The sequence below is a fragment of the Rhizobium sp. AN68 genome, assembly GCF_030758035.1.
Taxonomy (GTDB): Bacteria; Pseudomonadota; Alphaproteobacteria; order Rhizobiales; family Rhizobiaceae; genus Agrobacterium; species Agrobacterium tumefaciens.
Window position 1 is genome coordinate 561,965 of the sequence record NZ_JARWMI010000001.1, and the last position, 22,219, is coordinate 584,183.

Annotated in this window: 23 protein-coding genes; 16 read left to right on the forward strand and 7 right to left on the reverse strand. The window is 59.0% G+C overall.

From position 1 onward, the window contains the following. Positions 1-115: 115 nt before the first annotated feature. The 10 genes from RBH71_RS02590 (at position 116) to RBH71_RS02635 (ending at position 9,235) form a co-directional block, all read left to right on the forward strand. Entirely contained in the window at positions 116-1,369 is a 1,254-nt protein-coding gene (locus RBH71_RS02590; protein ID WP_323687047.1) for an ABC transporter substrate-binding protein, read from the forward strand. 105 nt (positions 1,370-1,474) lie between these two features. Beyond that, positions 1,475-2,356, forward strand: a complete 882-nt coding sequence (locus RBH71_RS02595; protein ID WP_111802372.1) for a carbohydrate ABC transporter permease — start codon at positions 1,475-1,477, stop codon at positions 2,354-2,356. 37 nt (positions 2,357-2,393) lie between these two features. Continuing rightward, a complete protein-coding gene (locus RBH71_RS02600; RefSeq protein ID WP_413373852.1) occupies positions 2,394-3,251 on the forward strand; it encodes a carbohydrate ABC transporter permease in 858 nt (285 codons plus the stop codon). Between the two features lie 5 nt (positions 3,252-3,256). Next, entirely contained in the window at positions 3,257-4,342 is a 1,086-nt protein-coding gene (locus tag RBH71_RS02605; RefSeq protein ID WP_111802374.1) for an ABC transporter ATP-binding protein, read from the forward strand. A gap of 23 nt (positions 4,343-4,365) precedes the next feature. After that, positions 4,366-5,442, forward strand: coding sequence for a Gfo/Idh/MocA family protein (locus tag RBH71_RS02610; protein WP_113556544.1), 1,077 nt, complete (start codon positions 4,366-4,368; stop codon positions 5,440-5,442). Beyond that, positions 5,442-6,284: a sugar phosphate isomerase/epimerase family protein gene (locus RBH71_RS02615; RefSeq protein ID WP_111802376.1), complete on the forward strand. Its 843-nt coding sequence runs from the start codon at positions 5,442-5,444 to the stop codon at positions 6,282-6,284. Before RBH71_RS02610 ends, RBH71_RS02615 begins: the two co-directional genes overlap by 1 nt. After that, on the forward strand, positions 6,281-7,090 hold the full coding sequence (locus RBH71_RS02620; protein WP_111802377.1) for an alpha/beta fold hydrolase: 810 nt from the start codon (positions 6,281-6,283) through the stop codon (positions 7,088-7,090). Before RBH71_RS02615 ends, RBH71_RS02620 begins: the two co-directional genes overlap by 4 nt. 3 nt (positions 7,091-7,093) lie before the next feature. After that, entirely contained in the window at positions 7,094-7,795 is a 702-nt protein-coding gene (locus RBH71_RS02625; protein WP_111802378.1) for a ribulose-phosphate 3-epimerase, read from the forward strand. 14 nt (positions 7,796-7,809) lie between these two features. After that, entirely contained in the window at positions 7,810-8,805 is a 996-nt protein-coding gene (locus tag RBH71_RS02630) for an ROK family protein (RefSeq protein WP_113556543.1), read from the forward strand. Between the two features lie 4 nt (positions 8,806-8,809). Next, positions 8,810-9,235: a GlcG/HbpS family heme-binding protein gene (locus RBH71_RS02635; protein WP_113556542.1), complete on the forward strand. Its 426-nt coding sequence runs from the start codon at positions 8,810-8,812 to the stop codon at positions 9,233-9,235. Positions 9,236-9,776: 541 nt separating this feature from the next. On the opposite strand, the gene RBH71_RS02640 is transcribed toward RBH71_RS02635, so the two are convergent. From RBH71_RS02640 to RBH71_RS02660, 5 genes are all read right to left on the reverse strand, one after another. Beyond that, positions 9,777-10,592, reverse strand: coding sequence for an oxidoreductase (locus tag RBH71_RS02640; protein WP_323687048.1), 816 nt, complete (start codon positions 10,590-10,592; stop codon positions 9,777-9,779). A 124-nt stretch (positions 10,593-10,716) separates the two neighbouring features. Further along, the gene (locus RBH71_RS02645) at positions 10,717-11,472 is read right to left on the reverse strand and encodes an alpha/beta fold hydrolase (RefSeq protein WP_323687049.1); all 756 of its coding nucleotides are present in this window, start codon (positions 11,470-11,472) and stop codon (positions 10,717-10,719) included. 233 nt (positions 11,473-11,705) lie between these two features. After that, positions 11,706-12,179, reverse strand: a complete 474-nt coding sequence (locus RBH71_RS02650) for a methyltransferase family protein (RefSeq protein WP_111802383.1) — start codon at positions 12,177-12,179, stop codon at positions 11,706-11,708. A gap of 38 nt (positions 12,180-12,217) precedes the next feature. Then, on the reverse strand, positions 12,218-12,595 hold the full coding sequence (locus tag RBH71_RS02655; RefSeq protein ID WP_111796784.1) for an antibiotic biosynthesis monooxygenase family protein: 378 nt from the start codon (positions 12,593-12,595) through the stop codon (positions 12,218-12,220). A gap of 58 nt (positions 12,596-12,653) precedes the next feature. Further along, complete coding sequence (locus tag RBH71_RS02660; protein WP_162763693.1) at positions 12,654-13,547, reverse strand: NAD(P)/FAD-dependent oxidoreductase; 894 nt, start codon at positions 13,545-13,547, stop codon at positions 12,654-12,656. 221 nt (positions 13,548-13,768) lie between these two features. On the opposite strand from RBH71_RS02660, the gene RBH71_RS02665 reads away from it, so the two are divergent. Both RBH71_RS02665 and RBH71_RS02670 read left to right on the forward strand, forming a co-directional pair. After that, the gene (locus RBH71_RS02665; protein WP_052224384.1) at positions 13,769-14,452 is read left to right on the forward strand and encodes a TetR/AcrR family transcriptional regulator; all 684 of its coding nucleotides are present in this window, start codon (positions 13,769-13,771) and stop codon (positions 14,450-14,452) included. After that, positions 14,449-15,312 carry a class I SAM-dependent methyltransferase gene (locus RBH71_RS02670; RefSeq protein WP_113556538.1) on the forward strand — a complete coding sequence of 288 codons (864 nt, stop codon included), beginning with the start codon at positions 14,449-14,451 and terminating at the stop codon, positions 15,310-15,312. The genes RBH71_RS02665 and RBH71_RS02670 overlap by 4 nt, the downstream gene beginning before the upstream one ends. 492 nt (positions 15,313-15,804) lie before the next feature. Here the strand turns inward: RBH71_RS02670 and RBH71_RS02680 are convergent, their stop codons facing one another. Continuing rightward, on the reverse strand, positions 15,805-16,527 hold the full coding sequence (locus RBH71_RS02680) for an AraC family transcriptional regulator (RefSeq protein WP_323687050.1): 723 nt from the start codon (positions 16,525-16,527) through the stop codon (positions 15,805-15,807). Next, entirely contained in the window at positions 16,436-16,630 is a 195-nt protein-coding gene (locus tag RBH71_RS26585) for an AraC family transcriptional regulator N-terminal domain-containing protein (protein WP_323689875.1), read from the reverse strand. Before RBH71_RS26585 ends, RBH71_RS02680 begins: the two co-directional genes overlap by 92 nt. Between RBH71_RS26585 and RBH71_RS02685 the strand changes: the two genes are divergently transcribed. The 4 genes from RBH71_RS02685 to RBH71_RS02700 all read left to right on the forward strand — a co-directional run bounded on the left by RBH71_RS02685 (position 16,544) and on the right by RBH71_RS02700 (position 22,122). Then, entirely contained in the window at positions 16,544-16,843 is a 300-nt protein-coding gene (locus RBH71_RS02685) for a hypothetical protein (protein ID WP_323687051.1), read from the forward strand. The genes RBH71_RS26585 and RBH71_RS02685 overlap by 87 nt on opposite strands. A gap of 8 nt (positions 16,844-16,851) precedes the next feature. Further along, on the forward strand, positions 16,852-17,577 hold the full coding sequence (locus RBH71_RS02690; RefSeq protein ID WP_111802387.1) for an SDR family oxidoreductase: 726 nt from the start codon (positions 16,852-16,854) through the stop codon (positions 17,575-17,577). Between the two features lie 319 nt (positions 17,578-17,896). Further along, complete coding sequence (locus RBH71_RS02695; RefSeq protein ID WP_111802388.1) at positions 17,897-19,012, forward strand: efflux RND transporter periplasmic adaptor subunit; 1,116 nt, start codon at positions 17,897-17,899, stop codon at positions 19,010-19,012. Then, on the forward strand, positions 19,009-22,122 hold the full coding sequence (locus RBH71_RS02700) for an efflux RND transporter permease subunit (RefSeq protein ID WP_323687052.1): 3,114 nt from the start codon (positions 19,009-19,011) through the stop codon (positions 22,120-22,122). Before RBH71_RS02695 ends, RBH71_RS02700 begins: the two co-directional genes overlap by 4 nt. The last annotated feature ends 97 nt before the right edge of the window (positions 22,123-22,219 follow it).

Here is a 22,219-nt window from a genome sequence, read left to right on the forward strand (position 1 = left end):
AAAACAAACTCGCTTGACTCATAAATCCGAATATGTTTGTTTGCAAACGAAACAAACGAAGGGAGTGTCGTTTGTCTTGAAAATCGGCATGGGGCCGGTTGGTTGGGAGGACCACATGCGTCTAGCTTTGAAAATGATGGCCTTGACGGCTGCCCTCGGTGCTTCGGTCAGCAGCCACGCGTTCGCGGCTGAAAGTGTCGAAGTGCTGCACTGGTGGACTGCCGGCGGTGAGGCTGCAGCAGTTGGCGTGTTAAAGGAAGATTTGCAGAAGAAAGGTGTCAGCTGGCAGGATATGCCGGTTGCAGGTGGTGGTGGTGAAGCCGCGACGACGACTCTTAAAGCACGGGTCGCCGCAGGCAATCCGCCCACCGCTGCCCAGTTGCTCGGCATGGCAGTCAACGAATGGTCAGAGCAGGACCTTCTGGGCGATCTGACATCAGTTGCCCAGAAAGAGGGTTGGGACAAGGTCGTTCCGGACCAGATAAAGCAGTTCGCTGTCCATGACGGCAAGTGGCAGGCAGTACCCGTCAACATCCACCGCCCGAACTGGGTGTGGATCAACGCCAAGATTTTCAAGGACAACGGCCTGGAGCCGCCGAAGACCTGGGATCAGTTCAACGCCGTTGCGGACAAGCTCAAAGCAAAGGGAATTACCCCGCTGGCGCATGGCGGACAACCTTGGCAGGACGCGACTGTCTTCGACGACGTCGTTCTCGGGCTTGGAGGGCCGGACTTCTACAAGAAGGCTATTATCGATCTTGACGAGACCGCACTTGGCTCCGATACCATGATCAAGGTCTTCGATCAGATGCGCAAGATCCGCGGTTACGTCGATCCGAACTTTTCCGGCCGCGACTGGAACCTTGCAACCGGCATGGTGCTCAACGGCGACGCTGCGATGCAGCTTATGGGTGGCTGGGCCAAGGGCGAAATCGTCAAAGCCGGCCTGACCCCGGGCGTCGATATTCTTTGTGTCACTGCACCTGGCACAGAAGGCTCGTTTCTTTTCAATACGGACTTCCTGGCAATGTTCCCCGTTGGCGCCGACAAGCTCGACGCTCAGACCAAGCTTGCATCGAGCGTCATGTCTCCTGAATTCCAGGAAGCCTTCAATCTTGTGAAGGGATCCGTTCCGGCTCGTTCCGATGTCCCAGGCGACAAGTTCGATGCCTGCGCGCAGAAGTCCATGGCCGACCTGAGGTCGGCGGAAAAGAGCGGTACTCTCATGGGTTCCCTTGCCCACGGTCACGCAGAGCCCGCATCGATCCAGCGTGCGATCTTCGACGTCGTGACGCAGCACTTTAATTCGGACATGTCGTCGAAGGATGCCGTGGTCACTCTGATCAGCTCGATCAACGCGGCAAAGTAACAAGTTCCTCCCTGCCCCTGCCGTCGCGAGGCGGTGGGGGTACCCTGCAGCTAGGCTGCGTGTCCTCCGTTTCATGGACACCGCCTTTCGATTCCGAGCCAGCAGATGTCCTTTTCACAACGCCTCGGCAAGGTAATGCCCGCAATCGTCTTGTCGCCGTCTATCGCGGTCGTCACGGTCTGCGTCTACGGTTTCATCGCCTACACGGCGCTCTTGTCCTTCACCGGGTCCAAGATGTTTGCCAATTTCTCCTTCGTCGGCTGGCGTCAATACGCAAGACTTTTCGAGAACCCTAGGTGGATCACGGCCATTGAAAACATGGCGATCTTTGGCTGTCTGTACATCATCGGGGCAACTTGTCTTGGCCTGTTTATCGCCATTCTGATTGATCAGCGCATCCGCTTCGAGGGCGTCTTCCGTGCTGTCTTTCTCTATCCGATGGCGCTCTCCTTTGTCGTCACGGGCGTGATCTGGCAGTGGCTGCTCAATCCGGGTCTCGGCCTGGAGCATATGATGCGTGGGCTCGGCTGGACGTCTTTCACATTTCAATGGCTGATCGAGCCGGACCGCGCGATCTACACGATCGTCATCGCCGGCGTGTGGCAGGTAACGGGTTTCGTTATGGCGCTTTTCCTGGCCGGTCTGCGTGGCGTCGATACCGAGATCCTGCGCGCCGCCCGGATAGACGGAGCCCCCATACACAAGGTGTACACCCGCATTATCATTCCGGCACTTCGACCGGCTTTCCTGACTGTGTTCGTGATTGAAGCCCATCTTGCCATCAAGAGCTACGATCTTGTCGTGGCGCTGACCAAGGGCGGCCCGGGCGTGTCGACCGAACTTCCGTCTACCTTCATGTACTCGATGACGTTCACACGCAATGAGCTCGCGGTCGGTGCGGCCAGTGCAACCGTCATGCTTGTCACCCTGGCAAGCATCATCATTCCTTACCTTTACTCGGAGCTGCGCGATGAGCCTGCAACTTGATGCCGATAGCGCGGCGATTCTGGCAAGGGGAACCAATGTGAAAGTGGCCCGCATACTCGGCCGCTACTTCATTTACGGATGCCTGACCCTTCTCGCCGCTGTTTTCCTGGCGCCACTCGTTTCCATGCTCTTCACATCCTTGAAAAGCATGGATGAGATCCGGTCCGGAAACATCCTCTCCTTTCCGCAAGCCATCACCTTTGAAGCTTGGGAGCACGTCTGGGGTTCAGCATGCATCGGCGTCAATTGCGGGGGTCTCAAGGGCTACTTCGGCAATTCCTTCCTCATTGTCATACCAGCAACATTGCTCTCGGTCGGCTTTGGCGCGCTGAACGGATACATTTTCGCAAACTGGCGCTTCAAGGGCGATAATATTCTGTTCGGCCTCATTCTGTTCGGCTGTTTCATACCGCTGCAAATCGTGCTGATCCCGATGGCCGGGCTCCTTGGTCAACTGAAACTCGCCGGTACGATACCGGGTCTAGTTCTCGTCCACGTCGTCTACGGGATTTGCTTCACGACCATGTTCTTCAGAAACTATTTCGTGACTGTCCCAGTCGAAATTTTCAAGGCGGCGCGCATCGACGGTGCAGGATTCTGGGCAGTGTTCCTCCGGATATTACTGCCGATCTCATGGCCGATCGTGATGGTATCGATCATCTGGCAGTTCACAGGTGTGTGGAATGACTTCCTGTTCGGGGTCTCGTTCGCAGCCGGTTCCGGTCAGCCTGTCACCGTCGCGCTGAACAACCTGGTCAACACATCAACAGGCACCAAAGCCTACAATCAAGACATGGCCGCCGCGATGATCGCCGCGCTCCCCACCATAGTAATCTACGTGGCAGCAGGGCGGTATTTCCTTCGTGGTCTGATGGCCGGCGCAGTGAAGGGGTAAAGACGATGGCTAATCTGGCGATCAATCATATCAACAAAAGCTTCGGCAGTCTGACAGTTCTCAAGGACATCAATATCGCGATTGAAGATGGCGAGTTCCTCGTCCTTGTGGGTCCTTCAGGCTGCGGAAAATCGACTTTGCTTTCGATTATCGCAGGACTGGACGACCATACGTCGGGCTCGATTACAATCGATGGCAAATCTGTCCAGGGGCTCGAACCGAAGGAACGAGACATTGCAATGGTGTTCCAGTCCTATGCGCTCTACCCGGCAATGACCGTGGAGCAGAACATCGGGTTCTCCCTGGAGATGAGCAAGATGCCGAAGCCCGAACGGCTGGAACGCGTCGGCAAGGTCGCAGATTTGCTGCAGATCCGTCATTTGCTCAATCGTCGCCCCGGCCAGCTCTCCGGCGGACAGCGCCAGCGCGTTGCCATGGGGCGGGCGCTTGTTCGTGAACCGAAAATCTTCCTGTTCGATGAACCGTTGTCGAACCTCGACGCCAAGCTACGCGTCGAGATGCGCACGGAGATCAAGAAACTGCATCAGCGGCTCGGGGCCACGATCGTCTATGTCACGCACGATCAGATCGAGGCCATGACCATGGCGACTCGAATTGCGGTGATGAAAGACGGCATCCTGCAGCAGTTTGGAACTCCAGAAGATATCTACGATCGTCCCGCAAACGTATTTGTCGCGACCTTCATGGGATCGCCGCCGATGAACCTGCTTCCCGCAGTGATCGCAAGCGGCTCTCAGAGCCTTTCGATCCACGGCGCGGATGCAACATTGCCGGTTCCTGCCTCCGCTTTCGACAAGCCTCCGCAAGGCAAGGAGGTCCTTCTGGGACTGAGGCCCGAATGGCTAACGCTGGTCGGGAACGAGGCCGCGCCATTTCCGACAATCGACGTCTACGTCGAGGTCGTGGAGCCGACCGGTCCCGACATCTTCGTGGCGTCAAAATTGGGCGAGCGCGACATCATGGCCCGACTACCGACAGGCTCCCTGATCCGCGTCGGGGAAAAGACCCGCTTTGCCGTCGACCTCTCGAAAGCCGTTCTTTTTGACGCTGACACCGGCGCCGCGCTCTAACTATCGATCAAAGGAAATTCTCGATGCCAGCAAAACAAGAACGACGCCTTCGCATAGGCGTACTCGGTGCGGGACAGATTGCACAGGCCGCTCACTTCGAAAGCTGCACAAAAGCGGTCAACGCCGACCTTTATGCGATCTGCGATGTCGCCGACGATCTGCGCGAACGCATGGCGATCACCCATGGTGCGCAAAAAACCTACAACGACTACGACACGATGCTCGCTGATCCGGACCTCGACGCGGTTATCATCGCGACGGCTGACGCCTTCCATGTCCCCGCATCCATCAAGGCTCTTGAAGCCGGCAAGCACGTCCTTTGCGAGAAGCCGATTGGCGTGACAGTGGAGGAGTGCCTCGTTCTCAAGGATGCGGTCGAAAAGTCCGGCAAGATATTGCAGGTCGGCCACATGAAGCGCTTTGACGCAGGCTTGCAGGCTGCAAAGTCTTTCATTGCCGATGAAATGGGTGAGTTGATTGCATTGAAGGCATGGTACTGCGACAACACCCATCGCTACCCAATGACGGATGCGGTCCAACCGCTCATCGTCACCAGCGCCAATGCCCGCAAGCCCTCTCAAAATCCCAAGGCCGATCTGCGGCGTTACTACATGCTGGCCCATGGCTGCCATCTTATTGACACTGCCCGCTATCTGGCCGGCGATATCGTCTCGGTCCACGCGCGACTTTCGGAACGGGCAGGTATCTGGTGCTGGTTCGTGGATGTCGAGTTCGCCGCCGGGACGCTCGGCCATCTCGATCTCACCGTTCAGGTACGGATGGACTGGCACGAAGGGTTCCAGATCTACGGCAAGAATGGCAGCATCCTCGGAAAGACCTATAATCCCTGGTACTACAAGTCGAGCGAAGTGGATATCTTCCGCGAAGCCGATGGCGCGACCTACCGCGTGCTCGGCGCCGATGGTCATTTCTACCGCCGTCAAGTTGAAAGCTTTGCCCGCACGATCCTAGATAACGCACCGATTGAAGGCGCCGATATCAATGACGGTCTCGCATCGGTTCAAGCCATGGTCGCCATCGCCCGCTCAGTGGACACCGGTAAGCCGGTGGCGCTTGCCGACGTCACAGGTGGCGTGTGATGAAGCTCGGAATTTTTGCCAAAACCTTCGAAGGCACCGATCCGGGCGTTGTGCTCAAGGCCGTCGCCAAAGCCGGGTTTTCTTCCACACAGTATAATATGGCGTGTTCGGGTCTGGCACCCATGCCGGACGAAATCAGCGAGGAACAGGCGCGCTCGGTAGCCGATGCGGCCGCCACAGCCGGTGTCGAAATCGTCGCCGTGTCCGGCACCTATAACATGATCCACCCCGACCCCGCCGTGCGGCACGCCGGTCACCGCAGGCTGGCCATTCTGGCAGAGCGTTGTGCCACGATGTCGACGCGTCTCATCACTCTTTGCACCGGCACGCGCGACGCTGTCGACCAGTGGAAAGAGCATCCCGACAACAACACGCCCGAAGCCTGGCGTGACCTGCTCGAAGCAATGGGCACTGCGATCGAAATTGCCGATCGCTACGATGTCGATCTCGGTATTGAACCCGAACTTGCCAATGTCATCAATTCGGCCACCAAAGCCCGGCAGTTGATCGACGAACTCAAGAGCCCTCGTCTCAAGATCGTTCTGGATCCAGCCAACCTGTTCGAGGTGGAAACGCCGGAGGAACAGCAGACGATCGTTTCCTCGGCAATCGATCTGCTTGCCGATCGGATCGTGATGGCACATGCCAAGGACCGGTCCAGCGACGGACGCTTTGCGACGGCCGGCAAGGGCGTTCTGGACTACAACCATTATCTCCGTCGCCTTGCCGCGATCGGCTTCGGCGGTAGCTTAATAACCCATGGTCTATCCGCCGCGGAGGCCGATGGTGTTGCCGCGTTCCTTGCTTCAAAACTGAAGAGCAGCGCCGGGGCGAGCCAATGAGACTTTCCCGCCCGTTCGTCACGAGAGATGGAAACCGGCTCAACGTCGATATCGAGGGCGATGGGCCGCCCGTCGTTTTCCTGCATGGGCTCTGCGGTGATGCAGGCCAGACCCGAGAAGCCTTTCCGCCCGAGTGCGGATTCCGGCGCGTAACGGTCGAGGCGCGGGGCCATGGTGCTTCAGAACCCGGCGATCTGACCAAAATGTCTATCGTGACGTTCGCGAGCGATATTGCCGACTTCATCGAGCAAGAGCTCAAGGCACCGGTGATCGTCGGCGGCATATCAATGGGGGCAGCCATATCCTTACGCCTGGCGATCAAGCGCCCTGATCTCGTTCAGGCACTCATCGTCGCGCGCCCGGCCTGGCTGACAGGTTTTGCACCCGAAAACATGGCGCCAAATGCAGAGGTCGGTCGTCTGCTCGGTATTCTTTCTCCCGATGCTGCCAAGCAGGCCTTCATTGCTGGGGAAATTGGACAACGTCTTGCAGCGAATGCTCCGGACAATTTGACATCCTTGCTCGGGTTCTTTTCCCGCCAGCCGATCGAGGTCACCGCTGCGCTTCTCGCTGCGATCTCGAACGACGGTCCAGGGGTTACCGACGACGAGGTCGCCGGTCTGTCGATCCCGACGCTGGTGATCGGGAACGAAAAAGATCTGATCCATCCACTGTCGTATGCTCGATCTCTTACCGAGCGCATCAGGGATGCGCGCTTTGCAGAAATCACACCCAAGACGAGCGACCGAACGCAGTATGTCGCTGGTTTCCACGCCGCAGTGCGCAATTTTCTGAAGGAGTTCTAGCCGATGTCAGTTACGTCACCCAGCTGGATTGATGACCTGCCGCGCGATCGTCTGATTGCCGAATTCTCGGTATGGTCTGCAGACCTAGTGCGCCTCGGCGACGACCTCGGCCGCGTCGATCCCTATGTCGACATTCTTCACATCGATGTAGCGGACGGCCATTTTGCACCGGCGATGCTGTTCTTTCCTGATCTTGTCGCGGCCGTGAGGAGGATCTCCTCGCGCCCTATCCACGTTCATCTGATGGTGGATGATGGCATCATCTTGTCCCAGATCGACCAATTTGCCGACGCCGGGGCCGATCTCATCAGCATCCATGTCGAGAACGCGAGTGTCGCAGAGGCTGGCCTGGATCTTCTCGATCGCCTCGGAATTGCTGCTGGCATGGTATTGAAGGTCGATACTCCGGTGGAACGGATCAAACGCTATATCCCGAGGGTACGTTTCGTGACGCTGCTTGGTACGGCGATTGGCGTGAAGGGTCAGGGTCTCAACGACAAGGCCGGCGACCGGCTGCTCGAAGCGAGCCATCTGATCAAAAAGGCCGGAGTGGGGCGGCGCATCATCCTGGCCGCCGACGGTGGCATTCGCGAACAGACGGTTCCGCTGCTGCTTCAGTCCCGCGCCGAAACCGTCGTGCTCGGCTCGCTCGCCTTCAATGCTCCGTCGCTGGACGAGCGGATGACTTGGCTTCGTGAACTCTAGATTGTGGTTCGGACATGCAGCATATTGCCATCGGGATAGACTTGGGCGGAACGCAAGCCAGGGGCGCCCTTGTCGACGAGCGGGGTAATGTCATCGCAAGACGTGAAGAACGAACGGATGCGCACGGCGGTCCGGATCGCATTCTTTCCCAAATCCACGGGCTCGCGGACGCGTTGCTGGCGACGTCCGATCCTTCGAATGTCGTTGGTATTGGTGTATCTGCCCCGGGCCCAATCGACACCGTTGCCGGTGTTGCGAGAAATATTCCAACGCTTGCCGGCTTTGCGGACTTCCCACTGAGAGCGGCGCTTCAGGAGCGCTTCCCCTTTCCGGTCAGTCTGGAAAATGACGGTATCGCCGCAGCGATCGGGGAGTGGCAGTTCGGCGCCGGCAAGGGCGTGGACAATCTCATTTATGTAACAGTGAGCACCGGTATCGGTGGCGGCGCAATCACCGACGGGCGCGTCCTTCGCGGCCGAAGAGGAATGGCCGCCCATATCGGACATATGTCCGTGATGCCGAACGGTGAACTATGCCCATGCGGAAATAGAGGATGCTTCGAGGCCTACGGCTCCGGCACGGCGTTCACGCGAAGAGCCCGCGCACGCGCAATGGCGTGCGATGAGACGACACTTGGGGCGAAGGGCAGTGAAATACACAGCCGCGATGTGTTTGCGGCTGCGCGCAATGGTGATGACCTCTCCAACAAACTAATCGACGAGGAGGCCGAGATCCTCGGTCGCGGATTCACCAGTCTCATCCACATTTTTTCACCAGATATTGTCGTCATGGGCGGTGGTCTGTCCAACGAATTTGAGCGGCTCCAACCTGGAATTCAACAGTACATCAATGAATGGGCAATGCCGGGGTTCAAAGATATCGAAGTCGTGCGTGCCGATTTGGTGCAAAATTCCGGTCTTATTGGTTCTGCTGCGCTGGCCTTTCTCGCGCAGGATAAAGACAGTTCGGATACACCCTCCAAACTCACACGCCGCGGACATAAAGGATAATGGGATGCTGACGATTAAGAGACTGGGCTTGGACGATGCGAGAGCGCTGATTGCCGGTGCGAAGGTAAAAGCCGAGGAAATCGGTGTTCCCATGTGCATCGCTGTTACCGACGAGTCGGGTCAATTGATCGCTTTCGAGCGCATGGACGGTGGAAAAATCACGAGCACCCTGATTGCGCAGGACAAAGCGTTTACCGCAGCGGGTGCAAAGCGCACGACCGAGTCTTACGGAGAGGCCAGCCAGCCTGGAAAGCCGACCTATGGTATCAACACTGCTATCGGCGGCCATTTGTCGATTGTCGCGGGCGGGATTCCGGTCCTCGTCGACGGCCAGGTCGTCGGCGCTGTCGGCGTTAGTTCCGGAACACCAGCCCAAGACAGCGAATGCGCCGCCGCAGCGATTGAACACTTCCTCAAACCGTTGGCCTGAACGCGCGCTCTCGGGCTTGTGTTAATTACCCACGGCTGAGGCATGGGTTGATGGAATTGGAGCGCTGCTACACTAGCAGATCGCCGGCTGTATGACCCCAATTGGAACGCCTGTGACAGGGTCGAAGTCGCTCCGGTATAGAAACGCCAGCCTGTCGTTGGTCGAAGGGCGCGACCATGTCGCAGGTGCGGGCCGCGAAGTCGGACGGCCCCGCGGTCGGGGAAGGCGCGTAACCGCGAAGCAAGGATGCAACGACGTGACGCCCACGGTGGATGAAGTAGATGCGGTTACGATGACGATCTTCTTACCATGGGCCTCTATTCTCACCACCGCGGATCTGCCGGCGTAGGCGCGCGCCAACAGGAACGTGTCGCTTAGATTGGTTTTGCGCGTTAACACACGAACTCCTCACTCCCAAAAACGCACGACGTTGTCGACGGTCGGGACCTTGGCCTGGACGAGCGATCCGCCAGTCGGCCCATGCCGCAATCCATTCGGCGATCGCCTCGGCGGGCCTCGATGTGCAGGATGTTTATCGTCGTCAGATCGGCAACCCGAACTGTTTTCGCAGGCTCTTGTCGAATGCGAACTCGGGGACGAAACGGCGCAGGAGACTGATCCGTCGCGCCATTTTTCCCGCCGCGTAGCGCCTCTTTGGAACGACTGCGCTCGCCGCTTCGACAATCGTCCTGGCGACGACGTCCGGGGCGTCGCCGGTTTCTATCGCTTTTTTGTTGATTATATTCATGCTGGCGCGCGCGGCGTCATAGACGTCAAGCAATTGGTCCGGCCTAGCAAGGTTTTCTTCAAATGCCGTCCTTGTAAACGCGGGCTCGACCAACACAACGCGAATTCCAAAGGTGCGAAGCTCGTGGTCAAGCGATTCGGAGTAGCCTTCAATGGCATGCTTGGTCGACGCATAAAGGGCGGAATAGGGAGCCGGGATCAAGCCCAGCACTGAACTTACATTAATTATTCTACCTGTCCTCTGATGGCGCATGGCCGGTAGCACCGCCCTGGTCATGCGTAGAACGCCGAAGACATTCACGTCGAACAGCGCCTGCGCCTGGACCGTCGAGGACTCCTCTACGGCGCCGAACAGACCACTGCCGGCATTGTTGACAAGGAGATCGATGCGACCGGCCTCAGCCAGGACCCGCTCGGCCAATTTCGCCACGGACTCATCGTCGGTAACGTCACAGGTCAGCATAGTAACACCGTCTGAACTCTCCGCCATGGCGCGGCGGCTGGTTCCAAACACCCGAAAGCCCGCAATCCGTAAGGATTTTGCAGTGGCGAGGCCGATGCCAGAGGACGCGCCGGTCACCAAGGCGACGCCAGGATTAGTCGTATTCATGAGGATCACTTCCTTTTTTTCTCTTCAGAGGCATGGACGTTCCTTTTGTGCCCCGTGCGCCAGTCCGGTCAGCTCCCGTCGTCGAGGAGCTTCGTTCGAGTGTTTTTGCAGGGCTGAAAGGCCCCTATTTGGCCCATGCCGCAATCCGTTCCACAATCGCCTCGGGGGCCTCGATGTGCAGGAAGTGACCGACGTCGGGGACGACCTCCCTCGTGCGCTGCGCGGCGAACCGATGTCCGTCATCAACCTCCGCTGGGAGGATGCAGCCGTCGTTGGCACCGTGAAGCTGCAACATGGGCACCGTTATCGGCCGGGACATGCGGAGCGTTGCCCCAAGCATGCCGGGTCGCATCATCGCCCGGTAGTATTTTAGAGGCGCGGGCATACTCGCCCGCAGGTGCTCGTGTAGTTCCGCCTTGAGAACAGGATCAAGCGAGAGGCCGGGCGACCACTGACGCCAGAGGTGATCGATGAGCGCCAGATCGCGGGCCGTGGCGATCCAGCCGCTTCCTGGCAGTTGAAAAAGCCCCATGTACCAGCTCCGGCGCAACTGAGCAGGGTGCGTCAGTCTGCTCATGAAAGTGAGCGGGTGAGGGATCGAGAGCGCGACCGCGCGAGCAATTCGCTCCGGCGCAGTGACGCAGGTATCATATGTGATCAGGGCGCCCCAATCGTGGCCAATCAGCTCCACGGGTCGCCCCGGAGACCAGCGGTCGATCAGCGCGAGCACGTCGCTGGTGAGGGCTGCAAAGTCGAACGGCCCCGCGGTCGGGGACGGCGCATAACCGCGAAGCCAGGGTGCAACGACGTGACGCCCCCGGCGGCCGAGCTCGGCAAGGAAGGGCTTCGCGGTCGGCGGATGGTCCGGGAAGCCGTGCAAGACAATCGTCGGCTGGCCATCGGGGTCGCCCCCTGCAACGCGTGGAAGGTGCCGTGTGGCAGATCGAAGGTGACGTGTTCAAAATCCATATGTGTCAGCCTTTTCAGGAGCAGTCGGGCGGGCAGGCGACCAGTTGGTCTTTGACACCGGCCCGCGACCTTCCGTGATTGATATCTCGCGGCAAGGAAGCCAACGCTGGTTTGTCAAAAGCCTCCAAGGGAGCGGCGGAATAGTCAGAGCCAGCGGCGAACCTCCACCTTGTAGCGGCGGTATTCGTCGCCAAACTTTGCTTCGAGATAGCGCTCTTCGCGCGCGATCACCTGCGTCTGGATGATGATCAGCACCAACGGGAGCAAGGTCAGGGCGATCGGCCCGTCGAAGCCGATCGCAAGGCCGGCATAGATGAGCGCCATTGCTAGATACATGGGATTGCGAGTCCAGCGATAGGGACCTGTCGTTACGATTAGGGTCGTCGGCTGCGTCGGTGGAGCGTTGGTGCCAAGCCGCCGGAACAAACCGGCCGCCGCAAGCATCATCGCCACGCCGGCAACGAAAAGCAGCACGCCCGTCGTGGCCAGCAACCGCCAGTCGATGCCGAAAGAGCGCAGGCTGACGAACCGCTCCGCCAACAGTCCCAGCAGCAGCGCTCCCAGATAAATGAGTGGCGGAGGGAAGCGCACACCCGCGCTATCTGGTTCGACCGCCATGCTCGTCCCTCCGATCTGTGCTGTAAAATCGGCTGGGGTCAGGCCGCGCCATGGCCGGGGGCCGCGATCTTCTGAAACAGGTGCGGGGTGGCTACCACGGATGCCGGATAGGCCGAAACCTTCTCGAAGAATTCGGGACGGGAGAAGGCTTCGCGGAGCGTCTCGGTGGATTCCCAAACCACGTAGTTTAGATAAGTGGGGCTATCTCCGATCGCTCGGTGCAGTTGGGAAGAAATATACCCAGGTTGCTTGGTGAACACAGTGCCAGCTGCCTTAAAGTTTTCCAGGAAGGCCGCTTCGTCAGCGGCATCGACCGTGAAAATGTTGATGAGCACGATTGGCGCGGCCGAGATGCCGAGTTGGCGCTCAAGCGGGAATCTTTCGTCTAGCGGCTTGAACTTCTTGATGACTTCCATGTGGAATACTCCCGTCTGGTGTGAAGAACGAAACTGACGTGATCGACGCTGTCGGCTCTCAAGCCAGCATCGACTGCTGCGCGAAGATGCCCGCCATCGCTCCTTGCCACGTTGCCGTGGTGACCGAGGGGATTCCGGGGTTGGCGAGGTCGCCGGCGGCATAGATGCCGGGTATGCTGGTTTCACGGCGCTCGTCGGTCTTGATAGCGATGCCGGTTGGCGTATTGACCGTGTCGAGCCCGAGTGTTTCATGCAGGCTTGCGGACGGCTTGTTGCGCGGATGCGCGAACAGGATATCGACTGCGACATCGGGGCCGGTATCGAGCTTGATAGTGGCATTGTGGTCCCCGTGACGGGCGATCCCGGTGATCCGACCATCAACGACAGGTACCTTTCGGCCCGCCAGATCGGCCCTGATCTCGGGTGCGATGTCGTGACCATCGGCGAAGACCGTCAATGTGTCGGTCCAATCGTGAAACAGCCTGACCTGATTCATCGACTGTGGACCGGACCAGACGAGGCCCCAATGCTGGCCGGCGACCTCGAAGCCGTCGCAGTAGGGGCATGGGATGACGGATGTACCCCAGCTTTCGGCGAAGCCTGGAACAGCCGGCATCTGGTCAACAACGCCATAGCTCATGATCAGGCGGCGCGCGCCAAGGCTTTCGCCATCGCCAGTGAGGACGGAGAAATTGTTGATGCTACCGGAGATGTTTTCGGCGCGGGCATTGACCAGCCTGATTGCGGGATAGCGCTCCAGTTGCTGCCGCGCCTGGGCCAGGATTTCGGACGGTGGCTTGTGATCGTGGCCGAGCACGCCGTGCGAGCGGCCGGCGAAGCGATTGCGTGGCAGGCCGGTATCGAGAACGATTACTTTGCGGCGGGCACGGCCGAGTTGAAGGGCTGCGGCGAGGCCGGCAAAGCTGCCGCCGATGATGATGACGTCATTCATTGTGATGGGCTCCGGGTTGCGGATCGAGTCCGTTGAGTTGGGCGTGGCCGCGGCCTGGGCACGAGGGACGCCGATGGTGGAAAGCGCGGCCAGCTTCAGCAGTGTTCGTCGTTGCATGGCACCCTCGTGTTGTAGGTCGGCGTATTTTGGCTTGCATATTTGTGAAACTGGATGGTATCGTAATTCAAGAATAACGATACTGTCAAGGACTGGATTTCACCATGACCGAAAATAAACAGGCCCGGCGCGGCCGACCCGCGAACGAAGCGCTTGGCCAAACCATTATCGACACGGCGTGCGAACTGTTTGTTGAACTGGGTTTTCAGGCGACGACATTGGACAAGGTCGCCCAGCGTGCGAAGATTTCCAAGCTCAGCATTTATCGGCATTTCGAGAACAAGGAGGCGCTGTTCAGCGCCGCCATCACCGCGCGCTGCCATCAGCTTACAGCAGAGGCCCTTTTCGAGGGCGTTGAAGGTACGGCCGAAGAGCAGCTCATGGCGGCTGGGTCAGCCCTCCTCCGCATGCTGATGAGCCCGGACGTTCGCGGTGTGGAAGCCATGGTCATGGCCGACAAGACCAACCAAAAATCGTTAGCGAAGCGTTTTTACGAAGCCGGCCCTGCGCACGTCACGGCACAGATCGAGACCCTTCTGCGTCGGCTACACGCGAAGTCAGTACTAAACGTGCCCGATCCTCACCAGTCCGCCCGCTTGTTCGGTGCGCTTATCAAAGGCTCCGATCTCCTGCTTATCGCGCGCTTCGATGAGGCAAAAGCAGAGGACGATAACGAAATCGAATCCTATTGCCGGTCGGCCGTCACCATGTTCATCGCCGCGCACGGTGGCCACAATACTGGGACGGAGAACCTGGTTAGGTCGGATCAGAACGAGGATAAGGCATGAGAGGGGGAAATGTTTCTCAGGTAGCCAACTGGAAAGGCCAAAGCGGAGAGCGTTGGTTGGCTTATCAGGCCCGGCTCGATGCCATGATGGCGGTGTTCGGCCAGGCCGCGATCGAAGCCGCCACGCCAGTCACGGGCGAACGCGTGCTGGACGTCGGTTGCGGCGCGGGCGCATCCAGTCTGGATCTAGCCGGGCACGTCGGCGCAGGAGGCCATGTGTTAGGCGTGGACATATCCGAGCCGCTGATCGGCAGAGCGCGTTCGCTAACACCGCAGGATACGCCGGCCATGTTCCAGGTGGCCGACGCCAGCAGCGCAGACTTGCCCGAGGGTGCGTTCGACATCCTGTTCTCACGCTTCGGAGTGATGTTCTTTGACGATCCAGCCGCGGCGTTCGCTCACATGCGCCGTGCGCTCAAGCCGGGCGCGCGGGTCGCTTTCGTCTGCTGGCGCAGCATGGCCGAGAATGATTGGGTGCGCCTGCCGATGGGTGCGATCAAAGGTATCCTTCCGCCGATGACGCCGCCCCATCCCGAAGCGCCTGGCGCGTTCTCATTTGGCGACCAGGTGCGGGTGCAGCGTATCCTGACGGCAGCTGGCTTCACTGACGTCGCTATCGCACCGTTCGATGCCTCCATTCCGTTTGGCACGGGGGAAACGCGGGATGCGGCGCTCGACGAAGCGGTGGCGATGACACTCGAGGTCGGCCCGCTGGCGCGCGCACTTGCTGATCAGACCGAAGATATTCGCGCCCGCGCCTCGGCTGCGGTTCGTGCCGCTTTCGCAGGGTGCCCCGGTGAGCGGTCGGTGATGATCAACGGCGCGACGTGGATCGTCACCGCGCGTAATCCGGCATATTGACAGGGATTAACAGGACAGACGCCTCGTTTCGCATTGGCGAGCAACGTGGCGGGATAGCCTTTGCGAGCCTCGGGAAGTAGATAGGGCGCATTGGGCATTCACTCGTTGCCGCCAGCCACGATCACGTCGGCGACCCGGCGCGTACCAGGTCGTGCGCTGTCTTCACGGGCTTTATTCTCGATCCGCAGACCTTGTCCAAGGTGGTGGCGTCCGGCAAACCCCCGCGACGGGGGCCGGGGTCTGGCCGGACGGCGCGGGAAAAGCGCAGCCATTTTTTGCCTCCTTCGGGCGCTATCGCCCCCTTGGCAACAGCCGCCCCGATCAGCCGTCCAACGACCCAGAAACTGCGAATAGTGCATGAGTTGCTATTGCGATGGCCCGGCACACAGCTATCTCAACGCGCTCCCGACGCTCGGATCGACGACATCTGCCGTTCCAGCGCACGTGTGTCATGACCGGATCACTGTGTCCGATCGTTGACAGAGGGCGGTCTTAAAAAGCGACAGCCGCAGCCCCCGAGGCGTTTAGCATCTCAATATCCTGCCTCGGTGGAGCCCCAAACAGGCGACGGTACTCTCGGCTGAACTGCGACGGGCTCTCGTAACCGACGGTAAAACCAGCCGTGGCCGCTGTTGCCCCCCCAACGAGCATTAGACGACGCGCTTCCTGCAATCGCAGCTGCTTCTGGTATTCGAGTGGGGTCATGTGTGTGACCGCCTTGAAGTGCGCGTGAAGCGAAGAAGGGCTCATGCCTGCCTCGGCCGCCACGTCCTCTATGCGGATCTGGCCGTCGAATTGCCGACGGATCGCTGCGATAGCCCGGCTTATTTGATTGACCTGGCTTCCAGCCGTCGCGACATGTCTTAGCATCGGGCCGTGGGGACCGTTGAGAAGTCGGTAGAGGATCTCCCGCTCGATCAGCGGCGCCAGCGCCCCGACGGTCTCCGGTCGGTTGAGCAGGCGGACAAGTCGACAGGCGGCATCAATGAGGTCAGGGTCACCAGGATACGCCGCAAGAGCTGGTAGTTCAGTACGCTCTGTCTTGCCAGCTTCGTTTACGATGAGATCGGCAAGGATCGTGCGATCAAAATCAATCTTGCAGCAAAGGTAGGGTTTGTCAGGGCTAGCTTCCGTGATGTGGCAAAGCAGCGGAAGGTCGACCGAGACAACCAGATAGTGCGCCGCGTCGTAGACCACGCTGTTGTCGCCGACCACAACGCGATCTCGACCCTTGGGCGATCAGGCACAGTCCTGCCTCGTAGATGACAGGCATAGGGACCACCGGCTGGTCGGCGTAAACGAGGGACAGGCGAGGAATGAGTGTATTAAAAAGACCGTTTCCGGCGACGTGACGGTCGATGTGGTGCGCGAGTTCAGAGATTTTATCCATGTGATGTTCGTAAATAAATACGGCGAGCCCCGCAACGATCCATCAGCAGAACTGGAGGATCGTGCAATCTTTTTGGAGGATCGCTCTATGCTCCGTGACCACTACTCGGCCATTTGTGACGTGTTACTTGCAACTGGATAGGAAAGATTATGACCCGTAATATTAACAAGATCGTACTTATTACCGGCGCATCGAGCGGAATCGGCGAAGCGACCGCGCGCGAATTGGTGGCAGCAGGCGCTTGTGTGTTTATCGGCGCGCGCCGCGGTGAGCGATTAAAGGCATTGGCTGAAGAACTCGGTGAAAATGCCGCCTGGCGTGAACTTGACGTGACCGATGGCGCTGCATTTGAAGCCTTCGCTGCGGCGGCTGAGGAGCGCTTCGGAAGGATTGACGTCTTGGTGAACAATGCAGGCGTCATGCCACTATCCCCGCTCGCGGCGCTCAAGCGGGACGAGTGGAAAAGAATGATCGACGTGAACATCCACGGCGTTTTAAACGGTATTGCCGCTGTCTTGCCACGCTTCATCGAGCAGCAGGACGGGCATATTATCAATGTTGCCTCGATTGCCGCAAGGATCGTGATGCCTACGTCCTCTGTCTATTCGGCAACAAAACACGCGGTGCGCGCTATCACCGAGGGCTTGCGGCAAGAACACGACTTGATTCGTTCGACGTTGATCTCGCCTGGCACCACTGCTACGGAACTCGGCCATGACGTCACCGTTCCCGAGATTGCGGATATGTTGGAGGCGTCGTTCAAAACGGGACTTACTCCGGATGTTATCGCGCGTGCCATCTGCTATGCCCTTGAACAGCCGAAGAACGTTGACGTCAACGAGATAGTCGTTCGACCCGTCGCAGCCAACATTTAGAACTTCACTCAGCCGGCCTCTCGTCGCTCGCGCGGGGAGGCCGGTAGTCGAACGGCTTGATTGGCGTTGATCAAAACCGCTTCCAGCTCATTCCGTCATCAAAACCAAGATCTGAGCATGATTGAGCTGGAGCCGGTTCCGGAAAATCCGCGGCAGGCAAAACTCGGCCTTCGCGTCGGCTCTGACAATTTTTGCTCACAAAAATTCCGATCCTTGACAGTATCGTTATTCTCGCATTATGATACCATGTAGTATCTAAAATTTCGCAGGTCATTGGGTGGGTTTCAACCATGTCCTCCATTCAAGAAGAGATCGTAGAATGAAACGCAAACATGTCCTGGCTCTCGCGGGTCTCGTGGCAGCGGCGGGTGCCGCTGCCTTCTTTCTGGTTTTAGAAACGCCAGAACGAGAAAGCGAGGCTGCAGACCCAAGGACTGCGCCGCCACTGGTAAGGGTGGCAGAGGCGAAAAGGACTGAAGCGGCGGAGCGCTCGTTTACCGGCACGGTCGCTTCGCGGGTGCAGAGCAACCTCGGGTTTCGGGTTTCGGGCAAGATCATTGAGCGGCTGGTCGATGCGGGCCAGCAGGTCAAGCAGGGCCAGGCCCTGATGCGGATCGACGAAACCGACCTCCAACTCGCGCTGACGGCGAAACGCAACACGGTGAACGCAGCGCGTGCTGTCCTGACTCAGGTACAGGCAGACGAGAAACGATATGCGACGCTGGTGAAAAATGGATTGGCTGCCACTCAACAGCGTTATGAACAGGCTAAGGCAGCACTGGACACGGCCGCGGCACAGCTTGCTGCGGCTGAAGCAGACGCCGAGGTCGCCGAAAACGCTGCCAGCTACACTGTTCTTGTTGCAGACTCGGACGGAACGGTCGTTGATACGCTCGCAGACCCTGGCCAGGTCGTGGCCGCGGGCCAGACGGTCATTCAACTGGCGCAGGCCGGGCCGCGTGAAGCTGTTATCTGGCTACCTGAGACCCTGCGGCCGGATGTCGGATCCGAAGCGCAAGCCAGTGTCTATGGCAATCACGGGCTGAGCGGGGAAGCCCGTCTGCGTCAGATTTCCGATTCCGCCGACCCGCAAACACGGACCTACGAGGCGCGTTATGTTCTCGAAGGGGCGGCCGCATCTGCTCCGCTCGGCTCGACGGTGACGATCAAAATGTCGGACGCGAACAGGCAATCAGAGGTCGCTGTTCCAGTCGCCGCCATCCTGGACGACGGCAACCGTACTGGGGTTTGGGCCATCAACAATGTCACATCCACTGTGAACTTCACGCCTGTCGAGATCAAACGGATCGGCGACGAGACGGCGTTTGTGACCGGCATCACGAGTGGTCAGCAGATCGTCGCGCTCGGCGCACATCTCCTTCAGGACGGTGCGATAGTCAGAACAGGCGTGCAGCAGGAGGTGGCAAAGCCATGACCTTCAATCTCTCCGCCGTCGCTGTACGCGAACGCGCCGTCACCCTGTTCTTCATTATTCTGCTTGCGGCTGCCGGCGTCTATGCCTTCGTCAAGCTGGGGCGCGCCGAGGATCCCTCCTTTACCATCAAGACCATGACTGTCACCTCGGTCTGGCCTGGCGCCACCGCGCGCGAAATGCAGGATCTTGTCGCTGAGCCACTCGAGAAGCGCGTCCAGGAGCTCACCTGGTACGACCGGGTCGAGACAACCACGCGGCCTGGATACGCCTTCCTCACGGTGACACTGAAGGACAATACGCCAGCGTCCGCCGTTGAAGAGGAGTTCTATCAGGCGCGCAAGAAGCTCGGCGACGAAGCCCGAAATCTCCCGCCGGGCGTCATGGGCCCCTTCGTCAATGATGAATACTCGGATGTGAGCTTCGGTCTCTACGCTTTGAAGGCGAAGGGGATGCCGATGCGAGACCTCGTTCGGCAGGCAGAGGTCATCCGTCAGGATCTCCTGCATGTTCCGGGCATCAAGAAAATCAATATCCTCGGGGAGCGGCCAGAACAGATATTCGTCGAATTTTCCTTTGCCAAGCTGGCAACGCTCGGAATATCCGCGCAGGATATCGCCACAGCTTTGCAGCGGCAGAACACGGTGACGCCCGCTGGCTCGATCGATACGCGCGGACCGCAGGTCTTCATCCGTTTCGATGGAGCCTATAACAGCGTAGAGGCCATTGCCGATACGCCAATCGTGGCCGCCGGCCGGACGCTAAAGCTTTCCGATGTGGCGGATGTGCGGCGCGGCTACGAAGATCCCGCGACTTACATCATCCGCCATCAGGGTGAGCCGGCGATCATGCTGGGTGCGGTCATGCAATCGGGCTGGAATGGTCTGGAGCTTGGCAAGGCGCTTGAAGAGCGATCGGCCGCGATCGCGCAGACATTGCCATTGGGCATGACACTCATCAAAGTCAGTGATCAGGCCGTCAATATCGACGAGGCGGTCGGTGAATTCATGCTGAAGTTCGCCATGGCGCTTGGCGTGGTTCTGTTCGTGAGCCTTGTCGCACTCGGCTGGCGCGTCGGCATCGTTGTGGCCCTTGCAGTGCCACTGACCCTTGCCGTCGTCTTCCTCATCATGCTGGAAACCGGCCGGCTCTTCGACCGCATCACACTCGGCGCGCTCATCCTTGCGCTTGGGCTTCTGGTGGACGATGCCATCATTGCGATCGAAGTGATGGTGGTGAAGATGGAAGAGGGCATGGACCGCATCGAGGCGGCCGCCTATGCCTGGAGCCATACGGCGGCGCCGATGCTGTCCGGCACGCTGGTCACGATCATCGGGCTGATGCCCGTGGGTTTTGCCAAGTCGACCGCAGGCGAATATGCCGGCAACATCTTCTGGGTGGTGGGCTTTGCCCTGATTGTCTCATGGTTCGTTGCCGTGATCTTCACGCCATATATGGGCGTGAAAATGCTGCCTGATATCAAACCGGTCGAGGGTGGGCACCACGCCATCTATGACACGCCGAATTACCGCCGCCTGCGCTCACTCATCGAGTTTGCGGTTCGCCATAAATTCATGACCTGCGCGGTTGTTGGCATCACGATGGCCGTCTCGGTTGTCGGGATGGGGGGCGTAAAGCAGCAGTTCTTCCCGACTTCGGACCGGCCTGAAGTTCTTGTCGAAGTCCGCATGCCTGAAGGCACGAGCATCGAAAGCACGATGGCCGCAGTCAAGAAAGTCGAAGGCTGGCTGCAAAAGCAGCCGGAAACGAAAATCGCCACCAGTTACATCGGGCAGGGCGCACCCCGGTTCTTCTTCGCCATGTCACCGGAATTGCCTGACCCTGCCTTCGCCAAGGTCGTCGTGCTCACACCCGACGCCCACGCACGTGAAGAACTGAAGCATCGCCTTCGTGCAGCTATTTCGGAGGGTCTTGTTCCTGAAGCGTCCGTCCGCGTCACCCAGCTCGTATTTGGTCCTTACACGCCGTTCCCGGTCGAGTTCCGGATCATGGGTCCCGATCAGGATGAACTCTATAAGCTCTCCGAGCAGGCTCTGGCGATCATGAAGACTATTCCAGATGTCCGCCAAGCCAACCGTGACTGGGGCAACCGAACACCTGTTCTGCGCTTTGTCCCGGATCAGGAGCGGCTTAATCTGATCGGTCTTTCGCCTTCGGAGGCAGCCCAGCAGATGCAATTGCTGCTAAGCGGCATTCCAGTCACACAGGTGCGCGAAAACATTCGTAACGTTCCCGTGGTGGCACGAAGTGCTGGCGAGAACCGCCTCGATCCATCACGCCTTGCTGACTTTTCGCTGATGAGCCGCAATGGCCGCCAGATTCCACTCGATCAGATCGGTCATTCCGAGATCCGGCCCGAGGAACCGATTTTGAAACGTCGCGACCGCACTCCTGTCATCACGATCAGGTCCGATATCAACGAGGCAACGCAGCCGCCTGAAGTGTCGCAACAGGTGATGGAGGCTCTCCAGCCGCTGATCGCATCGCTGCCGGTCGGGTATCGTATCGAAATGGGCGGGAACATCGAAGAGTCACAAAAGGCCAATATCGCACTCGTCCAGGTCTTCCCGCTCATGATCGCGGCAATGTTGATCGTCATCATCCTGCAGGTGCGCAGTCTGTCGACAATGACAATGGTGATGCTGACCGCCCCGCTTGGCCTCGCCGGCGTGGTGCCAGCATTGCTCCTGTTCAACCAACCGTTCGGCTTCAACGCCATTCTCGGCCTGATCGGATTGGCAGGTATCCTGATGCGCAACACGCTGATCCTGACAGAGCAGATCAAGGAGAACCAGGCGGCGGGCCTCGATGACTACCACGCCGTCATCGAAGCTACCGTGCAGAGGACCCGTCCCGTTATCCTGACAGCGCTAGCAGCCGTCCTGGCCTTTATACCCCTGACGCATTCGGTGTTCTGGGGATCTATGGCCTATACGCTGATAGGTGGAACGGCTGCGGGCACGGTGATGATCCTGCTCTTCCTTCCGGCCCTTTATGCTGTCTGGTTCCGGATCAAGCCTCCAAAGCTGGAGATCCACCGCGAAACGATTATTGAGGGTTCACGATTTACCAGCGCCATGGCCGCCGAATAGGCCACCTGCTATGCAAAAGGGAGACGGGCACAATCATACCTGCCATGCCTGCTAGACTACGTTGTGCCCGAGCATGGCCGCCTTCATCCCGGACTCT

Excerpts from the sequence above, each read along its gene's own strand:
- RBH71_RS02635 (WP_113556542.1), top strand. The coding sequence starts at position 8,810 with ATGCTGACGATTAAGAGACTGGGCTTGGACGATGCGAGAGCGCTGATT.
- RBH71_RS02650 (WP_111802383.1), bottom strand. The coding sequence starts at position 12,179 with ATGGCGGTCGAACCAGATAGCGCGGGTGTGCGCTTCCCTCCGCCACTC.
- RBH71_RS02595 (WP_111802372.1), top strand. The coding sequence starts at position 1,475 with ATGTCCTTTTCACAACGCCTCGGCAAGGTAATGCCCGCAATCGTCTTG.
- RBH71_RS02605 (WP_111802374.1), top strand. The coding sequence starts at position 3,257 with ATGGCTAATCTGGCGATCAATCATATCAACAAAAGCTTCGGCAGTCTG.
- RBH71_RS02690 (WP_111802387.1), top strand. The coding sequence starts at position 16,852 with ATGACCCGTAATATTAACAAGATCGTACTTATTACCGGCGCATCGAGC.
- RBH71_RS02630 (WP_113556543.1), top strand. The coding sequence starts at position 7,810 with ATGCAGCATATTGCCATCGGGATAGACTTGGGCGGAACGCAAGCCAGG.
- RBH71_RS02625 (WP_111802378.1), top strand. The coding sequence starts at position 7,094 with ATGTCAGTTACGTCACCCAGCTGGATTGATGACCTGCCGCGCGATCGT.
- RBH71_RS02655 (WP_111796784.1), bottom strand. The coding sequence starts at position 12,595 with ATGGAAGTCATCAAGAAGTTCAAGCCGCTAGACGAAAGATTCCCGCTT.
- RBH71_RS02700 (WP_323687052.1), top strand. The coding sequence starts at position 19,009 with ATGACCTTCAATCTCTCCGCCGTCGCTGTACGCGAACGCGCCGTCACC.
- RBH71_RS02590 (WP_323687047.1), top strand. The coding sequence starts at position 116 with ATGCGTCTAGCTTTGAAAATGATGGCCTTGACGGCTGCCCTCGGTGCT.
- RBH71_RS02665 (WP_052224384.1), top strand. The coding sequence starts at position 13,769 with ATGACCGAAAATAAACAGGCCCGGCGCGGCCGACCCGCGAACGAAGCG.
- RBH71_RS02615 (WP_111802376.1), top strand. The coding sequence starts at position 5,442 with ATGAAGCTCGGAATTTTTGCCAAAACCTTCGAAGGCACCGATCCGGGC.
- RBH71_RS02695 (WP_111802388.1), top strand. The coding sequence starts at position 17,897 with ATGAAACGCAAACATGTCCTGGCTCTCGCGGGTCTCGTGGCAGCGGCG.
- RBH71_RS02610 (WP_113556544.1), top strand. The coding sequence starts at position 4,366 with ATGCCAGCAAAACAAGAACGACGCCTTCGCATAGGCGTACTCGGTGCG.
- RBH71_RS02670 (WP_113556538.1), top strand. The coding sequence starts at position 14,449 with ATGAGAGGGGGAAATGTTTCTCAGGTAGCCAACTGGAAAGGCCAAAGC.
- RBH71_RS02620 (WP_111802377.1), top strand. The coding sequence starts at position 6,281 with ATGAGACTTTCCCGCCCGTTCGTCACGAGAGATGGAAACCGGCTCAAC.
- RBH71_RS02660 (WP_162763693.1), bottom strand. The coding sequence starts at position 13,547 with ATGAATGACGTCATCATCATCGGCGGCAGCTTTGCCGGCCTCGCCGCA.
- RBH71_RS02640 (WP_323687048.1), bottom strand. The coding sequence starts at position 10,592 with ATGAATACGACTAATCCTGGCGTCGCCTTGGTGACCGGCGCGTCCTCT.